Origin of the sequence: Streptomyces sp. NPDC024017, from assembly GCF_040638895.1 — a bacterium.
Classification (GTDB): domain Bacteria; phylum Actinomycetota; class Actinomycetes; order Streptomycetales; family Streptomycetaceae; genus Streptomyces.
In genome coordinates, this window is the sequence record NZ_JBEZYZ010000006.1 from 410,611 (window position 1) to 430,777 (window position 20,167).

Here is a 20,167-nt window from a genome sequence, read left to right on the forward strand (position 1 = left end):
TCGCCTTCCCCTCCGTGCATCCCCCCGGAGGTCACAGACTGCCAAATGCCGTGGCTGGTGCGGAAGCTGGGGCGCGGCGACACGCCCGTAGCGGGGTGTGCCGTCACGGTGGGGTGACGGCTGGTCACGGAGGCGGAGGGGGTGCCGACCGGTGCCCGGTGACCGGTGTCGTCGTACCGCATAGGCTGTCCGCACCGCGGGCGATGCGGTGATCCGTTCGGAGATCGATGCAGTGAACCGGAGGGTGATCCGCGGTGCCGGTGCGTGCGCAGTGAGGCGCGGTGAAGTGCGCCGAGGTGCAGTGCAGTCGAGACAGTGGACGTGACAGTCGATACGGGTCGTAGTGCGCCGAGGGTGGTCAATACGGGTCGTACAGAGTGCCGCAGGGGGCAACCGCCATGACGACAGGTCGGCTCGGGCAGCAAGCCGCGCCGCCGAACGCGGCCTACGCCGGGCAGGTCGTGCATTTCCCGGATCCGGTCCGGGCGGCCCGTCACCCGAGAGGGGTACGGGTCGACGAGCATGGTTACCCCGACTTCTCGGCTTACGCGCGCGCGGCCGCGGAGATCGCGGAGCCGCCGGAGGGTTTCGGCGTCGACGAGTTGCGGCTGACGGACTACGTGTCGGCGAACACGGCGCTGTCGGCGTCCGGGCACGAGCTGTGGGACACGGTGCCGGCGGTGGCGACGCCGCACGGCTGGACGTGGCACCACGTGGTGGGCTCGCGGCGGCTGGAGCTGGTCCCGGTGGAGGTGAAGGCGCTGCTGCGGCATCACGGGGGTGTGGCGACGTCGGGCGTCGACCACTCCAAGCGGGGCACGCGGCCGCTGCAGGAGACGCGTCCGGCGCACTTCGGGCTGCCGAAGTCGGGTGTCGCGGTGACGGAGTCGCAGGTGCAGGGGGTCGAGGAGGACCTCGGCTACCGGTTGCCGGGTGCGTACCGGTCGTTCCTGAAGGCGGCGGGTGGCTGCGCGCCGGTGGGTGCCGCGCTGGACGCGGAGCTGGGGCTGCTGGTCGACCAGCCGTTCTTCACGGTGCGCGACGAGGCTGCGGTCAATGACCTGGTGTACGTCAACAAGTGTCTGCGTGACCATTTGACCAAGGACTACCTGGGGATCTCGTTCGTCCAGGGCGGGCTGCTGGCCGTGAAGGTGAAGGGCGAGCGGATCGGTTCGGTGTGGTTCTGCGCGTACGACGACGCGCGGGACGTGGATCCCTCGGTGCCGCCGGCGGAGCGGGTGGAGCGGCTGCTGCTGCCGTGCGGGGACGACTTCGACGTGTTCCTGTCGCGGCTGGCGGGCAATCCGCCGGAGTTGGAGACGGTGGCGAACCTGATGGTGGACGGCGGGTTCGCGCGTGTGGTGCCGGTGGGTGCGGTGTCGTCCTCGGCTGTGGGGGAGTGAGGTCGGCGATGGTGACCTTCGCGCAGGCGCAGGAGCGCGCGGAAGAGTGGATCAACGGGGATCTGCCCTCGTACCAGCATCGTGAGGTGCGGGTGCGGGAGTTCGACCTCGGGTTCGTGGTGTGGGCCGAGGACCGGGCCGACGGGCCGCGGTCGGACGGCGGTGCGCAGCGGCTGGTGATCGCGCGGGACAGCGGCGAGGCGACGCTGTGGCCCGGGCTGCCGGTGGGTGAGGTGGTCCGCCGGTACGAGGAGGAGTACGGCCGCCCGGACGAGGTGGACGAGCCGGCGCCGGCCGCGCGGGTGGACCTGAATCAGACGTCCTTCCTGCTGACTCCGCCGGAGTGGTTGCAGGACGCGGCGGACAAGCTGGGCATTCCGGATCGTCGGGGTGCGGGTGCGGGTGCGGGGGCTGGTGCCGCGTCGGCCGCTGCCGGTGAGCCGGGTTCGGCTTCCGCGGCTTCCGCCGGGGATCCGGCCTCTGCCGCTGGTGCGGCTGCCGCCGGTGGGCCGGCTTCCGCTGCCGCCGGGTCGGCCGGTGGCTCGGCGACTCCGGCGCAGGGAGCGCCCGTCGCGCCGGGGAGTGGTGCGTCGTGGCCGGCCGCGGGCGGGAGCGACTCGGGGGCGGGCGGTGGCTCGGCCGCCGATCCGGGTGCTTCCGGTGCGCCGGGTGTGCCCGCCGGGGCGACGCCCTGGGCCGGTACGGACACCAACGGCGATGCCGGTGACGACCGTTCCGTGCCGCTGCCCGCGACGGTCTTCGCGCCGCCGCTGAGCGAGGCCGACGGCGACACGCCGCCGCCCTCGGCGACGCCCGACGCCAAGACGGCCCTGATGTCGGGCGGCAGCCAGCTTCCGCCGACGGCGGTGACACCGGCGGTGGACGGCCCGAACGCCCCGGGCTCCGGCCCTGCGGGCGGCCCGGGGTACGGCTATCCCTCGGGACCGGCCACCGCGCCCGGCGTGCCGGGGACGCCGCCCGGTGGGGTGCCGCAGGGCAGTACGCCTCCGCCTGTGCCGGGCGGTCAGCCGTACGGCTATCCGCAGAATTCTCAGAACGCGCAGAGTCCGCAGGGGAGCACGCCTCCGGCCGGGCCGGGCGGGACGACGTACGGGTATCCGCAGGGGGCGGGCGGTGGGGCTGCCGGTCCCGGTGGTCCTTCCGGTGCTGTCGGTCCTGTGGGTGGGCCGCAGCCGCCGGCCGGGCCCGGTGTGCCCGAGCGGCGCCTCGCGCCCAACGCCGGGGACATCGCCGACGCCGCGACCAGCAAGGCGGCTCCGCCGCCCGGCCGTGGGCGGAACGCGGGTCCGACCACCCCGCCTCCGCCGGGCGCTCCGGGTGCGCCGGGTGCGCGGCCGGGCGGCACGCCCCCGCCGTCGGGACCCGGGGCTCCGGGGACTCCGGCGGGCGGTTACGTGCCTACGCAGCTTGTGTCGGCGCTCGGTCCCGAGGGGCTGGGGGGTCCGGGAGGCCCGGGTTCCGAGGGTCCCGGTGGTGCCGGGTCTCCGCAGGGGCCGGGTACGCCGCCGCCTCCGCAGCAACCGCCGGGTGCTCCGCATGCGCCGCAGCCTCCGGGGGCCCCTGGCGCTCCGAACCCGCCTGGTGCTTCGAACCCGCCTGGTGCGCCGCAGCCGCCTGGCGCTCCTGGTGGTACGCCTCCGGGTGGTGTGCACCATGCCGCGACGATGCTTGCCGACCCCGGCCGGATGGGCCCGGGCGCGCCTCAGCCTCCGCAGCCGCCTGGGCCTCCGGGAGCACCTGGCGCTCCGAACCCGCCTGGTGCGCCGCAGCCTCCGGGTGCTCCGCAGCCGCCCGGCGCGCCGCATCCACCCGGTGCCCCCGGTGCCCCCGGTGCTCCGGGTGTCCCCGGCGGCCCGGGTCCCGTGCATCACGCGGAGACCATGCTGGCCGCGCCTCCGGCGGGCGGCCCCGGCGTGCCTCCGCCGCCGCAGGCCCCCGGCGCACCACCCGCTGCCCCGGGCGCCCCTGGCGTGCCCGGTGCTCCGTCACCCATGCCGCAGGGCGCGGTGCCGGGTGCGATGCCGCCCGGCGCGATGCCCCCGGGTGCGATGCCGCCGCCCGGCCAGCCCGTCCCCGGGCAGCCGCCGGCGTACGGCTATCCGCAGCAGCCCACCGGGCAGCCGACCGTCGGCCCCGGCTACCAGGCCGTGCTGCGCTACCGCGCGCAGGACGGTTCCGAGCAGCAGCTGATCCGGCGTTCGGCGCCGGGTACGCCGCACCCGGAGTGGCAGATCTTCCACGAGCTGCGGGCCATGAACGTGCCCCCGGACCAGGTGCTGGAGCTGCACACCGAGCTGGAGTCGTGCGAGCTGCCGGGTGCGTACTGCGCGCGGATGATCCGGGAGCAGTGGCCGCAGGCGCGCATCACGAGCATCGCGCCGTACGGTACGGACCACGCGAGCCGGCAGCAGGGCATGCAGCAGCTGCTGGCCCACCAGGGCGAGTTGCACCAGGTGGCGGACGGCCCGGCGCGTCCGGCTCCGGTGCGCGCTCCGCTGCAGCCGGTGCAGCCGGTGCCGCCGATCCCGCCGGAGGCCATCGGGCAGGAGCTGGGGGCCGCGTTCGGGCCGGGGGTGTTCCGGTTCGAGCAGGCCGCCGTGTCACGGCAGGGTGTGCCGCCGGTGGTGGCGCACACGCTGGTGGCGGCCGGACTGCCGATGGACATGGGCCCGTTCTTCTGGGCTCAGGCGCAGCCCGGGCGGCCGGTTCCGACGCTGGCGGAGCTGGCGGCCGAGCGTGGTGTGCAGCCGGCCTCGGACGCGGGTTCCTATCTGGTGATGGGCAGCGACTTCGGCAAGGCGATCTGCGTGCAGTACGGCACGGCCAACATCGTCGCCGTGCCGGTGGAGGCCGGGCCGGGCGGGGCGCCCGTGCCGCCGCAGTTCGTGAACACCGGGCTGCCGGAGTTCGCGCGCTGTCTGGCGCTGCTCGGGCGGATGTGGCGGCTGCGGTTCGGGCTGAACCAGGAGCAGGCGGGCCGCTGGACCGTCGACTTCCAGGCCCAGCTGGCCGCGCTCGACCCGGCGGCGCTGGGCTCGCCGGAGAGCTGGTGGTCGGTGCTGCTGGAGGAGATGTGGGACGGACTGCTGTGACGCCTCGCCGCTGACGTGCCGCAAGGAGCCGGGTTCGGGTCGCTCGTACGACCGGGCCCGGCTTCTTCGTGCCCGGGCCGGGAGAAGAAATCCGGGCCGGGCTGTCACACCTTCTGCCGCCGCTCCGTCAGTGCAGTGACAGTGACGAACCGCCGACCCAGGAGGCAGAGATCATGCAGGCACGGATGACGAACCCGGCGTATGTCCTTTCCGGCGCGATGAAGGGCATCGGCACCCTCTTCCAGGCGATCGGGGAGGCCGGTCTGGCGCAGGACGTGGCGGAGATGGCCGGGCTGCGCGCCAGCCAGATCAACGGCTGCGGGGCCTGTGTGCACGGCCACGTCGCCAACCTCCGCAAGGCAGGGGTGAGCGAGGAGCGCATCGCGGCCGTCGCCGCCTGGCGGCACGCGCCCTTCTTCTCGGACGCCGAGCGCGCCGCACTGAAGCTGACGGAGGCGATGACGCGGCTTTCCGACCTCTCCGGGGAGTCGGTGCCGGACGCGCTGTGGGACGAGGTGGCCGACCACTTCGACGAGAAGGAGCTCTCCGCGCTGATCCTCACCGTCTCGGTCACCAACATGTTCAACCGCATCAACACGACCATCCAGGAGCCCGCGGGCACCACCTGGGGCTGACGGCCGTACGGCCCGGCAGTGGGCCCGTGGCCTCTGTGCGGAGTGTCGCGTTATGAACACTTCCGTCTGATCCACCAAGATGTGCGCGAAATCATCCCATTTCTAGCGCTACTTCACGGCGGTGTGGTGGAGAGGGGTCCGGATGAGCAGCGCGACGGTGTCACCGCACGGCTTCACGGCCGTGCGGGGGCGCGGCTACCGTCCCGAGCAGGTCGACGAGTACGCCGAGGCCCTCTCCGCGGATCGGGACGCGGCCTGGGAGAGGGCGGCCCGGCTGACGGTGCTCGCCCGGCAGATGGACGAGGAACTGGGGCGGCTGCACGAGGCCGTGGCCCGGCTGGCCCCGCAGAACTACGAGATGCTCGGAGAACGGGCACGGCGGCTCTTCGAACTCGGCGAGGAGGAGGCCGCAGCCGTACGGGAGGGGGCGCGGCAGGCGGCGCGGCAACGCGTGGACGGGGCGCGGGAGTTCGCGGACGGCGTGCGCGAGTCCGCGCAGGCGTACGCCGATGCCCTACGCGCCGATGCCGACGAACGTGCCCGGCAGCGGCTGCTCGCCGCGCACGCCGAGGCCGACGAGATCCGGGGCGCGGCCCGGCGCGAGACGCAGGAAGAGCGGGGCGAGGCGCTGGCCGCGCTGCAGGAGATGCGACAACGCACCTCCGGGATGCTGGCCGAGCAGGACAAGGAACGCGCCGAGCGATGGGCGGAGACGGAGCGGGAGGAGGCCGCCCGGGAGGCGGCGCTGGACGCGCGCGACGAGGAGGCGGTGACGCGCGCCGAGGAGGCGCTGTCCGAGGCCGAGCAGGCCTTCGCCGACGCGGAGGACTCCGCCCGCGACCTGGAGGAAGAGGCCCAGGCCCATGCGGCGGAGCTGATCGCCCAGGCCCGCGAACAGGCGGAGAGCGTGGAGGAGGAGACGGACCGGATCCTGCGCGAACACGCCGGGCAACGAGACGACGCCCGGGCCCACATCGACCACGTCCACACCAGCCTGACGGCTTGGGCCGGACGGGTGGCGGCGGAGTGAGTCGAGGGCGGGCGGCGCAGTGAGCCGAGGGCGGGTGCACACAGGCTGCCGGTGGTGGACGACACAGGGCCCGCTGTCCCCGCCGCCCGTACGCGACACTGAACGGGACGGCGCAGCGTGCAAGGTCGGCCGGGGCCGACGGATGACGTCGCTCTCCGGCTCGCGGTGCGCGCCGATGCCGACGGTGTTTGCGACCTGAGCGCGCGAGTCCGCGCAGGCGCACACCTCCCGCCCGGCGGCACGGCAAGCCGCCCTCGGCTGCCGTGCCGTTCGCGTTCGCGTCAGTGGTCCCTGCGTACCGCGCCCGCCAGGATCCAGCCCTCCACCGCCTCGTACTGGTGGCGCTGCTCCTCCGACTTCCGATGGCCGGAGGCGATCGTGCCCAGCCAGCCGCAGGCGAAGCCCAGGGGGATGGAGAGCAGACCCGTGGTGGTGAACGGGAACCAGTTGAAGTCGGCTTCGGGGAAGGCCGAGACGGGTGAGCCGGAGACCAGGTTGGTGCCCGGCATCAGCAGCAGGACGGCCAGGGAGCCGCCGATGAGGGTGCTGAGCAGGCCCGTTCGCGTGTAGCGACGCCAGAACAGGCTGTAGACCAGCGCGGGCGCGATGGCCGAGGCACCCAGGCAGAACGACAGCGTCACCAGCGGTTGCAGACTGCGGTGCTGGACCTGGGTGGCCAGGAGGATCGCGGAGACGCCCACGGCCAGGGCCGACAGCCGTGCCACGGTCATCTCGCGGCGGGGCGACATCTCCTGTACCCGGGCCGCGAACACGTCGTGGGCGAGGGAGTTGGCGCAGGCCAGGATCATGCCGGCGACGGAGGCGAGCAGCGTGAGGAACACCGCCGTGGTGACGGTCGTGAACAGGAACGTCTCCGCCGACGACACATCCGCCCCGAACGCCGCCTGCGATCCCAGCAGATACGCCGTGTTGCCCTGCGGGTCGACCTGCGCGATCAGCTCCCGCCCGACCAGCGCGGTCGCGCCGAAGCCGACGACCGTGATGACGAGCACGAACAGGGCCACGCCCGACACCGCCCAGGACATCGAACGCCGCACCTGCCGGGCGCTGGAGGCCGTGTACATGCGCATGGTGACGTGCGGCAGGACGCCACCGCCGAGGACCACCGTCAGCTGCGCGGTGATCATGTCCAGGTCGGGGCTGGGGCCGTCCGCGAACTGCAGGCCCGAGGAGAGGAACGCCGAGCCCACACCGCTGTTCGCGGCGGCCGCGTCGAACAGCGCCCCCGGGTCCCAGTCGAACCGGTTGAGGATCAGCAGGGCGACCACCATGCCGGAGCCGAGCAGCATCACGATCTTCAGGATCTGGATGAGGGCGGTGCCCTTCATCCCGCCGATCGCCGCGTAACTGATCATCAGCGCGCCCACGCCGATGATGCAGCCCGTCTGCAGCGTCTCGCCGGAGAAGCCGAGGATGAACGCCATCAGCTGCCCGGTTCCGGCCAGCTGCACCACCATCAGCGGCACCAGCGCCGCCAGGGTCACTGCACAGGCCGCGATCCGGACACCGCGTCCCGGCATCCGGCGGGTCAGCGCGTCGCCCATGGTGAACCGGCCCGCGTTGCGCAGCGGTTCGGCCAGCAGGAACATCAGCAGCATCAGCGACAGGGCCGTGCTCAGCGCCAGCACGATCCCGTCGTAGCCGAACAGCGCGATGACGCCGCCGGTGCCGAGGACGGTCGCGGCGGAGATGTAGTCGCCGGCGATCGCCAGGCCGTTGCGCATGGGCGAGAGCGAGCTGTAGCCGGTGTAGAACTCGTCCAGGTCGTCCCGGTCCGGGCCCGTCATCACGCACAGCAGCAGCGTGATCGTGGCGACGGCGGAGAAGCCGACGAGGGACATCGTCTGGGCGTTGCCGCTGAAATCGGTGGTCACCGTGCCCCCTCCCGCTTCGCGTCCAGCTCGGCGTGCTTGCGTATCCGGTCCGCGATCGGGTCGACGCGGCGGCGGGCCGTCTGCTCGTACAGGGCGATCGCCAGCCAGGTCACGGGGACCTGGAGGAGCGCGAGCAGCAGGCCGGTGGGCACGCCGTCGGTGACGGTGCTCGTCATGAACGACGGTGCGAACGCCGACAGGAGCAGGAACAGGACGAAGTAGCCGAGCGCCGTGAGCGTGGCCACGCGCCGCTGCCAGCGGTAGGCGCTGCGCAGAACGCGAAGGTCGCTGTGGTGTCCGAGCGCGGCGTGGCGCTGGGGACGCCGTCCGGCCGGTTCGGGCGCCTCCTGCGGTGCCCAGGGGTAGGTGTCGTACGTGTACGGGTCGTAGGACGACGGCGGATCGGGTGGTCGGTACGGGTAGGACGGGGACGGGTCGTAGGACATCCCGGGGCTCCTTGCGAGGTGGGATCCGGTGCGGCGGGCCGCAGGGAGGTGGGGGGCGGGAGCCACGCACGCTACTTCGGAGTAGGGGTCCTGCGCGAGGGTTTCTGCAAACTGATCGGTCGGTACGCGCTTACCTCTCCGACCTCGGGTGTTACCCGCGTTAACCCGCAATCACCGGTGGTGCGGGTGGTGTGAACGCCAAGTTCCGGCGCACATAACGGAGTCCGGGGCGGCCGTCCACGGTCGTGTCCTCCACCTGCGTGAAGCCGCTGCGGGTCAGGACCCTCATGGAAGCCGGGTTGTCCAGGGTGGTGACCGCGGTGAGGGACGTCAGACCGTAGTCGGTGGCGGCCAGCCGGCACACCTGCGCGACGGCGGCCGTCGCCACGCCCCGGCCGGCGGCCTGTTCGCCGACGCGGTAGCCGAGTTCGGCGCTGCCGTCCACCAGGTCCATCAGGTTGACCCGGCCGATCAGCTCGCCGTCCTCCCCGAGGACTACGTGGAAGCGGCACACGCGCGCGTGCTGCTCGTCGAGGAGCGCCTGGAGGCGTGCGGCGAACCCCGTCGTCGTGAAGAAGGCGTCCCCGCGGTCCGGCACCGTGCGGGCGAAATACGCCCGGTTCTCCCGCTCGAAGGCCAGCAACGCGTCCGCGTGTTCCGCCCGCAAGGGCTCCAAGGTCACCATGGGCGGGAGGATACGGACGGTCAGTCCTTCAGCACCGGGAATTTCCGGGGAGCGAGGAACAGCAGCACCAGGAACGCCAGTGCCGCCGCGCCCGCCGCCCCCAGGTAGACCGCGTGCACCGCGTCGGCGATGGCCCGCCGGGTCGCCTCCGGCGCGCTGCCCGAGTCGAGCGCCCGCGTCACCGAGTCCAGGTCGCCCGCACCACCGAGCCGCGCGGCCAGCACCCCGTTCGCGACCGCGCCGAACACCGCCGCGCCGATCGTCTGGCCGGTCTGGCGGCAGAACAGCACGGACGCGGTCGTCGTACCGCGCTCCGCCCAGCCCACCGTCGACTGCACACCGACGATGAGCGGCAACTGGAACAGGCCCAGCGCGGCGCCGAGCAGCAGCATCAGCAGCGCCGGCTGCCACGCCTGCCCGGGGTAGGGCAGGAAGGGGAACGCGAACAGGATCAGTGAGGCCGTGCCGATGCCCAGCATCGCCGTGTTGCGGAAACCGATCCTGCGGTACACGTGCTGGCTCAGCGCCGCCGACACCGGCCAGCTCAACGTCCAGACGGACAGCACGAATCCGGCCGCCACGGGCGCGAGGCCCAGCACCGACTGGGCGTAGGTGGGCAGGAAGACCGACGGCGCGACCATCAGCAGACCCAGCGCGCCCAGGGCCAGATTGACCGCGGCGATCGTACGGCGCCGCCACACCCAGCCCGGGATGATCGGCTCCGCCGCCCGGCGCTCCACCAGCACCACGACCGCGACCAGGGCGAGTCCCGCACCGAACAGGGCCAGTGAGGGCGCCGAGAGCCACGGCCACGCCACCCCGCCCTGCACCAGGGCCGTGAGCAGCACGCCGCCGCAGGCGAACACCGCGAGCGCACCCGCCCAGTCCACGCGCCCGTGCGCGGTGGCCTCCCGCTCCGGCTCGTGGAGGTGACGGACGATCAGCCACAGCGCGACCGCGCCGATCGGCAGATTGATCAGGAAGATCCAGCGCCAGTCCGCGTACGCGGCGAGCACCCCGCCGATACCGGGGCCCGCGACCGCGGACACCGCCCACACCGTCGACAGCTTCGACTGGATCTTGGGGCGGTCCTTCAGCGGGTACAGGTCGGCGGCGAGCGTCTGCACCGTGCCCTGGAGCGCGCCGCCGCCCAGGCCCTGCACGATGCGGAAGGCGATGAGCGCACCCATGTTCCAGGCCAGCGCGCACAACAGGGACCCGAGCAGGAAGACCACCGACCCCGCTATGAGGACCGGTTTGCGGCCGAAGGTGTCGGAGAGCTTGCCGTACAGGGGCAGCGTGACGGTCACGGCCAGCAGATAGCCGGAGAACAGCCACGAGAAGACGGAGAAGCCGCCGAGGTCCCCGACGATCTGCGGGACGGCGGTGGAGACGATGGTCGCGTCGAGCGCCGCCAGCGCCATCGAGAGCATCAGCGCCGCGACGACGGCTCCCCGCCGCCCGGCCGTGGCGGGACGTGCGGCCTCTCGTGCCGCGGAATTGGTGCTGCCCACCCCGGGTCCCTCCCCCTCGCCCCGGCCGCGCCCGCGCCACGGGTCCCGTCGTATGTCTGCCCCTTGCACCTACCTGCCGCGGACAGCTTCCCACTTGACCCTGACGCAGCGGGAGGGTGGAGCCTGACCGGGCCGACGGGTGGAGCCAACCCTGAGACGGTCTCCACCCGTCGGTGGACTGCCCCTAGGGGTACCTCCGTACTACGACCTGGGGAGGGTTCGTACCGACGGAGGACGAGACCGGCAGGGGCTCGTCCTTAACCTGGCTTTACGCCGCCGGGGGGCGGTTCGGCGCACCGGCGGGGGTGGGGTTTTCCACAGCAAAAGACTGCGCTGAGCACCAGGGCGCGGGACCCCTCCCCGCCGCGAGACTTGAAACGCGTCGGACGGATTCCTGGTCCGGCACCACGCACAGCGGCTGTCGACCAGGCGACCGCCTTCACCATCTGCTGACCGATATAGGAGACATACCGTGACTTCGGCTGTGACCATTCCCAGGCACGGGGGTACTGGAGGGCGTACGGCCGTAGCCGCGCGGGCGCGGCAGGTCGTGAAGGCGTACGGATCCGGTGAGACCCGTGTCGTCGCTCTCGATCACGTCGACGTGGACATCGCACGCGGCCAGTTCACCGCGATCATGGGCCCCTCGGGGTCCGGCAAGTCCACGCTCATGCACTGCCTCGCCGGGCTCGACACCGTGACGAGCGGCCAGATCTACCTCGACGAGACCGAGATCACCGGTCTGAAGGACAAGAAGCTCACGCGGCTGCGCCGGGACCGGATCGGGTTCATCTTCCAGGCGTTCAACCTGCTGCCGACGCTGAACGCCATCGAGAACATCACGCTGCCCATGGACATCGCGGGCCGCAAGCCGGACCAGCAGTGGCTGACGCGGGTCGTGGAGACCGTCGGGCTCGCCGACCGCCTCAAGCACCGGCCCACCCAGCTCTCCGGCGGCCAGCAGCAACGCGTCGCCGTGGCGCGGGCCCTGGCGGCCCGGCCCGAGATCATCTTCGGGGACGAGCCGACCGGAAACCTCGACTCGCGCGCCGGCGCCGAGGTCCTCGGCTTCCTGCGCCGGTCCGTCGACGAGCTGGGCCAGACCATCGTGATGGTCACCCACGACCCGGTGGCCGCCAGTTACGCGGACCGTGTGCTGTACCTCGCCGACGGCCGCATCGTCGACGAGATGTTCAAGCCGACCGCCGAGGCCGTCCTGGACCGCATGAAGGACTTCGACGCCCGGGGGCGCACGTCATGACCGTCATGAAGACCTCGATGCGCAACTTCTTCGCGCACAAGGGGCGGATGGCGCTCTCCGCGATCGCCGTCCTGCTGTCGGTCGCCTTCGTCTGCGGCACGCTCGTCTTCACGGACACCATGTCCACCACCTTCGACAAGCTCTTCGCGGCCACGTCCTCGGACGTGACGGTGAGCGCCAAGGGTGCCTCCGACGGCGGTGAGACGACCGCGGACAACGGCAAGCCGCCGGTCATGCCGGCCTCCGTGCTGGGCGAGGTCCGCAAGGTGCAGGGCGTGAAGTCCGCCGAGGGCTCGGTGTTCTCCACCTCGGTGACCGTCGTCGACGCCGACAAGGACAACCTGTCGCCCTCCAGCGGCGCCCCGACCATCGTCGGCAGCTGGAACGCCAACGAGGCCCGCACCATGAAGATCACCACCGGTGCGGCTCCCAAGAGCGCCGACCAGATCATGGTCGACGCCGACACCGCCGACAAGCACGACCTGAAGCTCGGCGACGAGATCGGCGTCATCAGCGCTATCGGCACCCACTCCGCGAAGATCTCCGGCATCGCCGACTTCACCGTCACCAACCCCGGCGCCGCGATCTTCTACCTCGACACCAGGACCGCCCAGCAGTCGCTGGTCGGCGAGAGCGACGTCTACACCAACGTCAACGTGACCGCGACCGCCGGCGTCAGCGACGCACAGCTGAAGAAGAACGTCACGGCCGAACTCGGCGCCGGCTTCCAGGTGAAGACGGCCAAGGAGACCGCCGACGCCGGCCAGAAGGACGTCGCGGGCTTCATGAACGTCATGAAGTACGCGATGCTCGGCTTCGCCGGGATCGCCTTCCTCGTCGGCATCTTCCTCATCATCAACACCTTCTCCATGCTGGTCGCCCAGCGCACCCGGGAGATCGGCCTGATGCGGGCGATCGGCTCCTCCCGCAAGCAGGTCAACCGCTCCGTGCTGGCCGAGGCGCTGCTGCTCGGCCTCGTCGGATCGGTGCTCGGCGTAGGAGCGGGCGTCGGTCTCGCCGTCGGCCTGATGAAGCTCATGGGCCAGATGGGCATGGAGCTGTCCACCGACGACCTCACCGTGGCCTGGACCACCCCCGTGGTCGGCCTCCTCCTCGGCGTGATCGTCACCGTCCTGGCCGCCTACCTGCCCGCCCGGCGCGCCGGCAAGATCTCCCCGATGGCGGCCCTGCGCGACGCGGGCGCCCCCGCGGACGCCAAGGCCGGCTGGATCCGCGCCGCGATCGGCACGGTCCTCACCGGCGCCGGCGTCTTCGGCCTGTACCTGGCGGCCGAGGCCGACAAGGCCAAGGAGGGCTCGCTCTGGCTCGGCCTCGGCGTGGTGCTGTCGCTGATCGGCTTCGTCGTCATCGGCCCGCTGCTCGCCGGCGGCGTGGTCCGCGTCCTCGGCGCCGTCCTGCTGCGGATGTTCGGCCCCGTGGGGCGCATGGCCGAGCGCAACGCCCTGCGCAACCCGCGCCGCACCGGTGCGACGGGCGCCGCGCTGATGATCGGCCTCGCCCTGGTGGCGTGCCTGTCCGTGGTCGGCTCCTCCATGGTGGCGTCCGCCACCGACCAGCTCGACAAGACCGTCGGCACGGACTTCATCATCCAGTCCGACAGCGGCCAGCTGGTCACCCCGCAGGCGGTCAAGGCCGTGAAGTCGTCTCCGGACCTGGAGCACGTCACGCAGTACAAGTGGACCAAGGCCGACTTCACCACCCCCGACGGCAAGACGCTCAAGGACACGGCGATCACGGCGGCCGACCCGTCGTACGCGACCGACCTGCGCACCGAGACCGTCGCCGGCAAGCTCCCCGACGCCTACAAGCCCGATTCGATGTCGGTCCACGAGAAGTTCGCCAAGGACCACGGCATCAGCCTCGGGTCCAAGATCAAGGTCGCCTTCAAGGACGGTTCCGCGGCCGACCTGACGGTCCGGGCGATCACCAGCAGCGACGTCGTGATCGACGCGGGCGCGATGTACACGTCCATCTCGACGATGGCCAAGTACGTCCCGGCCGACAAGATGCCGCTGGACTCGCTGGTCTTCGCCAGCGCCAAGGAAGGGCAGCAGGACGCCGCCTACAAGTCCCTGAAGTCGGCGCTGCACGACTACCCGCAGTACGTCGTGCGCGACCAGACCGACTACAAGGACGCCCTGAAGGACCAGATCGGCCAGCTGCTCAACATGATCTACGGCCTGCTGGCCCTGGCGATCATCGTGGCCATCCTGGGCGTGGTGAACACCCTGGCCCTGTCGGTGGTGGAGCGCACCAGGGAGATCGGCCTGATGCGGGCCATCGGCCTCTCCCGCCGCCAGCTGCGCCGCATGATCCGCTTGGAGTCGGTCGTCATCGCGCTCTTCGGTGCCCTGCTGGGCCTCGGACTGGGCATGGGCTGGGGCGCGACGGCGCAGAAGCTGCTCGCCCTGGAGGGCCTGATGGTCCTGGACATCCCCTGGCCGACGATCATCGGCGTCTTCATCGGCTCGGCGTTCGTGGGCCTGTTCGCGGCACTGATCCCGGCGTTCCGGGCGGGCCGGATGAACGTCCTGAACGCGATCGCGACGGAGTAGCCGTAGCCACCCGAATACCACCGCACACGGGGGTTGCGGGGGATGGGCCCGCCCCGGAGGTCTCCACCTCCGGGGCGGGCCCGGCGGTTCGTGGTGGGTGGTGTGGGTGCCGGGTGGCTCTGCAGGGGACGGTCGCGCCCCGGGCCGCACCCGGCGCGTCAGCCCCCAGGCCGCACCCGGCGGGTCAGCCCCCGGCCGCCCTCCGCCGCTCGAGAACCACGTACCCGCCCGCCTCGCCCGCGACGGCGTACTCGGCGAGGGGGTGCAGCTTGCGGGCGTAGCCCACGGGGTCGCGGTACTCGTCGCCGATGTTCTCCAGGGCGATGTACCGCGGGGTGACGTGCCGGGTGTCGCCGAGCCAGAAGACCCGGCAGCGCGAGGCGAGGCGGCTGATCGGGCCGATGTCGGCCTCGACGGTGGCATCGTCGGGAATCCGCGCCAGCAGCCGTTCCACCTCGGAAACCGCGGCGGGCTTGCGGTAGACCTCGGCCTCGGTGAGCTGCGCCAGCGGCAGCGACGTGGTCAGCGCCAGTGCCGCCGCGACGACCGCGGCCGGCACCTGAGCGGCGTAGGAACGCAGCCACGCGCGCGTGCTGCGGCGGACCGCCGGGAGCGCGTCGGCGAGGGCGAGGAAGACCACCGGCATCAGGACCGCGCTGTAGTGCCAGTCGGTGCCCCAGTAGTGCTCGTCACCGGAGAGGAAACGCCAGCCGAGCGTCGGCAGGGCGACCAGCAGCAGCGGGGAGCGCAGGGCGAGCAGGCCCGTGGTGGGGATCAGCAGCCAGGCGAGCGTGCGGAGCTTGATGCCGGCGCCGTCGAAGGGGCTGCCCGCGTCGCTGACCTTGTTCCAGTAGTCGTAGCCGCCCGAGGTGTTGAACGACGGGATGACCACCGTCAGGACGAGTACCGTCGCCGCCGCGCCGAACACCGCGACGCCGAGCGCGTGAGGAACCGTCCGCGGCGACGAGCCGCGCGCCCGCCAGGCGACGACGAGCGCGATCGCGGCCAGCGTCAGCCCCAGGTCCTCCTTGACCAGCACCAGGGGAAGCGCCCACCACAGGGCCGCGCGGGGGCGCCGCGCGAGGAGCGCCTCCAGGGAGAAGGCGATCAGCGGGACGGCGAAGCAGATCTCGTGGAAGTCGAAGTCGACCGCGCGCTGGACGCCCCAGGACAGTCCGTACCCGAGACCGAGCGCGAGCCCGCGGCGACGGCCCAGGAGCCGGGCGGCGGCCCGTGTGACCGGAACGGCGGACAGCGCGAAGAGCACGGCCTGCGCGACCAGCAGCGTGACCGGCGACGGGAAGAGCCGGTACAGCGGCGCGAGCAGGGCGGTCACCGGGCTGAAGTGGTCACCGAGGATGTCGAACCCCGGCCCCTTGAGGTCGGACACCGGCGCCCGCAGCTGTGCGTAGGCGCGCACGACCTGCTCGAAGATGCCCAGGTCCCAGGAGAGGGTGGCCATGTGCCGGTAACGGCCCACGGAGACGACCGCGTAGCCGATGAAGAGGGCTGCCGCGAGGACCCAGGGCTCCCCTCGCGCGCGGCCGGGGCGCCGGTCACCCGGGGGGTGGGCGACCGGCGCCGGTATGTGAGGTTGCGAGACCTGGAGGGTGGGGGCAGGCATGCCGTGCCTTAGGGGTGCGGTGAGCGGCCGGAAGCGGCGTCCGACCGATCATGCCGGGGCGAAATCAGCGGGTGGGGATGATGTTGTGAAGGTCGGGCGGATGAATCCAGGGTCCGCCCCGCGGAGAACGGGCGTTATCCACAGGCCCGCCGCGCGGGCGCGCATCGTCGTACGCTGGAGACCCCCCGGCCCGCGGCGCGCGTCGGGCCCGTCGTGTTGCCCACCTCTGGACGGAAAAAGCCCCCATGAGCCTGCACGGTCTGCTCGACGCCGTAGTCAAGGACGCCGCCCTCGCGGAAGCGATCAGGGCGGCCGCAGACGGCAACCGCATGCACGTCGACCTGGTCGGCCCCCCTGCGGCCCGCCCCTTCGCGGTCGCCGCCCTGGCCCGTGACACGGGCCGCCCGGTGCTGGCGGTCACGGCGACCGGCCGTGAGGCGGAGGACCTGGCCGCGGCCCTGCGCTCCCTCCTCCCGGCCGAGGAGGTCGTGGAGTACCCGTCCTGGGAGACGCTCCCGCACGAGCGGCTCAGCCCCCGCAGCGACACCGTCGGCCGCCGCCTGGCCGTGCTGCGCCGCCTGGCCCATCCTCGCCCCGACGACCCCGAGACCGGTCCGGTATCGGTCGTCGTGGCGCCTGTCCGCTCCGTGCTCCAGCCGCAGGTCAAGGGCCTCGGCGACCTGGAGCCGGTCTCCCTGAAGTCGGGGCAGAGCGCCGATCTGGGGGAGATCGTCAGTGCCCTCGCGGCCGCGGCGTACGCGCGCGTGGAGCTCGTCGAGAAGCGCGGCGAGTTCGCCGTGCGCGGCGGCATCCTCGACGTGTTCCCGCCCACCGAGGAACACCCCCTGCGCGTCGAGTTCTGGGGCGACGACGTCGAGGAGATCCGCTACTTCAAGGTCGCCGACCAGCGCTCCCTCGAAGTCGCCGAGCACGGCCTGTGGGCGCCGCCGTGCCGCGAGCTGCTGCTGACCGAGGACGTCCGCACGCGCGCGCGTGCCCTGGCCGAACAGCACCCGGAGCTCGGTGAGCTGCTCGGCAAGATCGCCGAGGGCATCGCGGTGGAGGGCATGGAGTCCCTCGCGCCGGTCCTCGTCGACGACATGGAGCTGCTGCTCGACGTCCTGCCCAAGGGCGCCATGGCCGTCGTGTGCGACCCGGAGCGGGTCCGCACGCGCGCGTCGGACCTCGTGGCCACCTCGCAGGAGTTCCTGCAGGCCTCCTGGGCGGCCACCGCCGGTGGCGGCGAGGCGCCCATCGACGTCGGCGCGGCCTCCCTGTGGTCCATCGCGGACGTCCGGGACCGGGCCCGCGAGCTGGACATGATGTGGTGGTCAGTGTCGCCGTTCGCCGCGGACGAGGAACTGGACAGGGACACCCTCAAGCTCGGCATGCGTGCCCCGGAGACCTACCGCGGCGACACCGCCAAGGCCCTCGCCGACACCAAGGGCTGGCTCGCCGACGGCTGGCGCGCGGTGTACGTCACCGAGGGCCACGGCCCGGCCGCCCGTACGGTCGAGGTGCTGGGCGGCGAGGGCATCGCGGCCCGCCTCGACTCCGACCTCGCCGAGATCTCCCCGTCCGTCGTGCACGTGGCGTGCGGCTCGATCGAGCACGGCTTCGTCGACGCGGCCCTCAGACTCGCCGTCCTGACCGAGACCGACCTGACCGGCCAGAAGGCGTCCGGCCGCGAGGGCGCCCGGATGCCGGCCCGCCGCCGCAAGACCATCGACCCGCTCACTCTGGAGCCGGGCGACTACATCGTCCACGAGCAGCACGGCGTGGGCCGCTACATCGAGATGGTGCAGCGCACCGTGCAGGGCGCCACCCGCGAGTACCTGGTCGTCGAGTACGCCCCCGCCAAGCGCGGCCAGCCCGGCGACCGCCTCTACATCCCCACCGACCAGCTGGAGCAGATCACCAAGTACGTCGGCGGCGAGGCCCCCACCCTGCACCGCCTGGGCGGCGCCGACTGGACGAAGACGAAGGCCCGCGCGAAGAAGGCGGTCAAGGAGATCGCCGCCGACCTCATCAAGCTGTACAGCGCCCGCATGGCCGCCCCCGGGCACGCCTTCGGGGCGGACACCCCCTGGCAGCGCGAACTGGAGGACGCCTTCCCCTACGCGGAGACGCCCGACCAGCTCACCACCATTGCCGAGGTCAAGGAGGACATGGAGAAGACGGTCCCGATGGACCGCCTGATCTGCGGCGACGTCGGCTACGGCAAGACCGAGATCGCGGTCCGCGCCGCCTTCAAGGCCGTCCAGGACGGCAAGCAGGTGGCCGTCCTGGTGCCCACGACCCTGCTGGTGCAGCAGCACTTCGGGACGTTCAGCGAGCGGTACGCGCAGTTCCCGGTCAACGTGAAGGCCCTGTCCCGCTTCCAGACGGACACCGAGGCCAAGGCGGTCCTGGAGGGCCTGCGCGAGGGCTCGGTCGACATCGTCATCGGCACGCACCGGCTGTTCTCGTCCGAGACGAAGTTCAAGGATCTGGGCCTGGTCATCGTCGACGAGGAGCAGCGCTTCGGCGTCGAGCACAAGGAGCAGCTGAAGAAGCTGCGGGCGAACGTCGACGTGCTGACGATGTCGGCGACCCCGATCCCCAGGACGCTGGAGATGGCGGTCACCGGCATCCGCGAGATGTCGACGATCACCACCCCGCCGGAGGAGCGCCACCCGGTGCTCACCTTCGTCGGCCCCTACGAGGAGAGGCAGATCGGCGCCGCCATCCGCCGTGAACTGCTGCGCGAGGGCCAGGTCTTCTACATCCACAACCGCGTCGAGTCGATCGACCGCGCGGCGGGCCGGCTGCGCGAGATCGTCCCCGAGGCGCGCATCGCCACCGCCCACGGGCAGATGTCGGAGTCGGCGCTGGAGCAGGTCGTCGTCGACTTCTGGGAGAAGAAGTTCGACGTGCTGGTGTCCACCACGATCGTGGAGTCCGGCATCGACATCTCCAACGCCAACACCCTGATCGTGGAGCGCGGCGACAACTTCGGGCTCAGCCAGCTGCACCAGCTGCGCGGCCGGGTGGGCCGTGGCCGCGAGCGCGGCTACGCCTACTTCCTCTATCCGCCGGAGAAGCCGCTGACCGAGACCGCGCACGAGCGGCTCGCGACGATCGCCCAGCACACGGAGATGGGCGCCGGTATGTACGTGGCCATGAAGGACCTGGAGATCCGCGGCGCGGGCAACCTCCTCGGCGGCGAGCAGTCCGGCCACATCGCGGGCGTCGGCTTCGACCTGTACGTGCGCATGGTCGGCGAGGCCGTGGCCGACTACCGGCGCCAGCTGGAGACCGGCGAGATCGAGGAGGAGCCGCCGCTCGAGGTCAAGATCGAGCTGCCCGTCGACGCGCACGTCCCGCACGACTACGCGCCGGGCGAGCGGCTCAGGCTCCAGGCGTACCGCGCCATCGCCTCCGCCAACTCGGAGGAGGACATCAAGGCGGTCCGCGAGGAACTCGTCGACCGCTACGGCAAGCTGCCCGAGCCCGTGGAGAACCTGCTGCTCGTCGCGGGCCTGCGCATGTTCGCCCGCGCGTGCGGCGTCGGCGAGATCGTGCTGCAGGGCAACAACATCCGGTTCGCGCCGGTGGAGTTGCGCGAGTCGCAGGAACTGCGGGTCAAGCGGCTGTACCCCGGGGTCGTCATCAAGCCGGCGGTGCACCAGGTGCTGGTGCCGCGCCCGAAGACCGCGAAGGTGGGCGGGAAGCCGCTGGTCGGACGGGAACTGCTGGCGTGGGTGGGGGAGTTCCTCACCTCGGTTCTGGGCTCCTGAGGCATCGGCGAACGGGGCGGCGCCGACGCCTCACCCCGGGGCCGCGCCGAGGCCTCACCCCGGGGGCCGGGGCGAGGCTGACGCCCCGGTTCCGCTGAGGCTCCGTCAGGCCACCGGTCGTACGTGTGCACCGGTGGCCTGGTGCAGGGCCGCCGGTCGTGCGGGTGCGGTGCCGCCGGCCTGACGCAGCGCTGCCGCCAGCCGGT

General features: G+C 72.2%; 12 protein-coding genes. 7 read left to right on the forward strand and 5 right to left on the reverse strand.

Features of this window, described 5'->3' with window-relative positions; translation table 11 throughout:
• Positions 1 to 398: 398 nt before the first annotated feature.
• From AB0G20_RS19020 to AB0G20_RS19035, 4 genes are all read left to right on the forward strand, one after another.
• On the forward strand, positions 399 to 1,403 hold the full coding sequence (locus AB0G20_RS19020; RefSeq protein WP_361303509.1) for an SMI1/KNR4 family protein: 1,005 nt from the start codon (positions 399 to 401) through the stop codon (positions 1,401 to 1,403).
• A gap of 8 nt (positions 1,404 to 1,411) precedes the next feature.
• On the forward strand, positions 1,412 to 4,516 hold the full coding sequence (locus AB0G20_RS19025; protein WP_361303512.1) for an SUKH-4 family immunity protein: 3,105 nt from the start codon (positions 1,412 to 1,414) through the stop codon (positions 4,514 to 4,516).
• Between the two features lie 173 nt (positions 4,517 to 4,689).
• Entirely contained in the window at positions 4,690 to 5,151 is a 462-nt protein-coding gene (locus tag AB0G20_RS19030; protein ID WP_361303515.1) for a carboxymuconolactone decarboxylase family protein, read from the forward strand.
• A gap of 142 nt (positions 5,152 to 5,293) precedes the next feature.
• Complete coding sequence (locus AB0G20_RS19035; protein WP_361303518.1) at positions 5,294 to 6,181, forward strand: cellulose-binding protein; 888 nt, start codon at positions 5,294 to 5,296, stop codon at positions 6,179 to 6,181.
• A 281-nt stretch (positions 6,182 to 6,462) separates the two neighbouring features.
• Here the strand turns inward: AB0G20_RS19035 and AB0G20_RS19040 are convergent, their stop codons facing one another.
• The 4 genes from AB0G20_RS19040 to AB0G20_RS19055 form a co-directional block, all read right to left on the reverse strand.
• Entirely contained in the window at positions 6,463 to 8,076 is a 1,614-nt protein-coding gene (locus AB0G20_RS19040) for a cation acetate symporter (RefSeq protein WP_361303521.1), read from the reverse strand.
• Complete coding sequence (locus tag AB0G20_RS19045) at positions 8,073 to 8,522, reverse strand: DUF485 domain-containing protein (protein ID WP_361303524.1); 450 nt, start codon at positions 8,520 to 8,522, stop codon at positions 8,073 to 8,075. The genes AB0G20_RS19040 and AB0G20_RS19045 overlap by 4 nt, the downstream gene beginning before the upstream one ends.
• Before the next feature lie 160 nt (positions 8,523 to 8,682).
• The gene (locus AB0G20_RS19050; protein ID WP_361303527.1) at positions 8,683 to 9,207 is read right to left on the reverse strand and encodes a GNAT family N-acetyltransferase; all 525 of its coding nucleotides are present in this window, start codon (positions 9,205 to 9,207) and stop codon (positions 8,683 to 8,685) included.
• Between the two features lie 20 nt (positions 9,208 to 9,227).
• Positions 9,228 to 10,721, reverse strand: coding sequence for an MFS transporter (locus AB0G20_RS19055; RefSeq protein ID WP_361303532.1), 1,494 nt, complete (start codon positions 10,719 to 10,721; stop codon positions 9,228 to 9,230).
• Positions 10,722 to 11,193: 472 nt separating this feature from the next.
• Between AB0G20_RS19055 and AB0G20_RS19060 the strand changes: the two genes are divergently transcribed.
• Both AB0G20_RS19060 and AB0G20_RS19065 read left to right on the forward strand, forming a co-directional pair.
• Positions 11,194 to 11,982 carry an ABC transporter ATP-binding protein gene (locus AB0G20_RS19060; RefSeq protein ID WP_361303535.1) on the forward strand — a complete coding sequence of 263 codons (789 nt, stop codon included), beginning with the start codon at positions 11,194 to 11,196 and terminating at the stop codon, positions 11,980 to 11,982.
• Entirely contained in the window at positions 11,979 to 14,558 is a 2,580-nt protein-coding gene (locus tag AB0G20_RS19065; RefSeq protein WP_361303538.1) for an FtsX-like permease family protein, read from the forward strand. The genes AB0G20_RS19060 and AB0G20_RS19065 overlap by 4 nt, the downstream gene beginning before the upstream one ends.
• Positions 14,559 to 14,742: 184 nt before the next feature.
• On the opposite strand, the gene AB0G20_RS19070 is transcribed toward AB0G20_RS19065, so the two are convergent.
• Positions 14,743 to 16,182 (reverse strand): DUF2079 domain-containing protein, encoded by a 1,440-nt coding sequence (locus AB0G20_RS19070; protein WP_361303541.1) that lies wholly within the window; start codon positions 16,180 to 16,182, stop codon positions 14,743 to 14,745.
• A 245-nt stretch (positions 16,183 to 16,427) separates the two neighbouring features.
• On the opposite strand from AB0G20_RS19070, the gene mfd reads away from it, so the two are divergent.
• The gene (mfd, locus tag AB0G20_RS19075; RefSeq protein ID WP_361303544.1) at positions 16,428 to 19,961 is read left to right on the forward strand and encodes a transcription-repair coupling factor; all 3,534 of its coding nucleotides are present in this window, start codon (positions 16,428 to 16,430) and stop codon (positions 19,959 to 19,961) included.
• The last annotated feature ends 206 nt before the right edge of the window (positions 19,962 to 20,167 follow it).

What these genes read in the sequence shown, in the direction of transcription:
- AB0G20_RS19020 (WP_361303509.1), top strand. Translation starts at nt 399, where the DNA reads ATGACGACAGGTCGGCTCGGGCAGCAAGCCGCGCCGCCGAACGCGGCC.
- AB0G20_RS19025 (WP_361303512.1), top strand. Translation starts at nt 1,412, where the DNA reads ATGGTGACCTTCGCGCAGGCGCAGGAGCGCGCGGAAGAGTGGATCAAC.
- AB0G20_RS19030 (WP_361303515.1), top strand. Translation starts at nt 4,690, where the DNA reads ATGCAGGCACGGATGACGAACCCGGCGTATGTCCTTTCCGGCGCGATG.
- AB0G20_RS19035 (WP_361303518.1), top strand. Translation starts at nt 5,294, where the DNA reads ATGAGCAGCGCGACGGTGTCACCGCACGGCTTCACGGCCGTGCGGGGG.
- AB0G20_RS19045 (WP_361303524.1), bottom strand. Translation starts at nt 8,522, where the DNA reads ATGTCCTACGACCCGTCCCCGTCCTACCCGTACCGACCACCCGATCCG.
- AB0G20_RS19050 (WP_361303527.1), bottom strand. Translation starts at nt 9,207, where the DNA reads ATGGTGACCTTGGAGCCCTTGCGGGCGGAACACGCGGACGCGTTGCTG.
- AB0G20_RS19065 (WP_361303538.1), top strand. Translation starts at nt 11,979, where the DNA reads ATGACCGTCATGAAGACCTCGATGCGCAACTTCTTCGCGCACAAGGGG.
- AB0G20_RS19070 (WP_361303541.1), bottom strand. Translation starts at nt 16,182, where the DNA reads ATGCCTGCCCCCACCCTCCAGGTCTCGCAACCTCACATACCGGCGCCG.
- mfd (WP_361303544.1), top strand. Translation starts at nt 16,428, where the DNA reads ATGAGCCTGCACGGTCTGCTCGACGCCGTAGTCAAGGACGCCGCCCTC.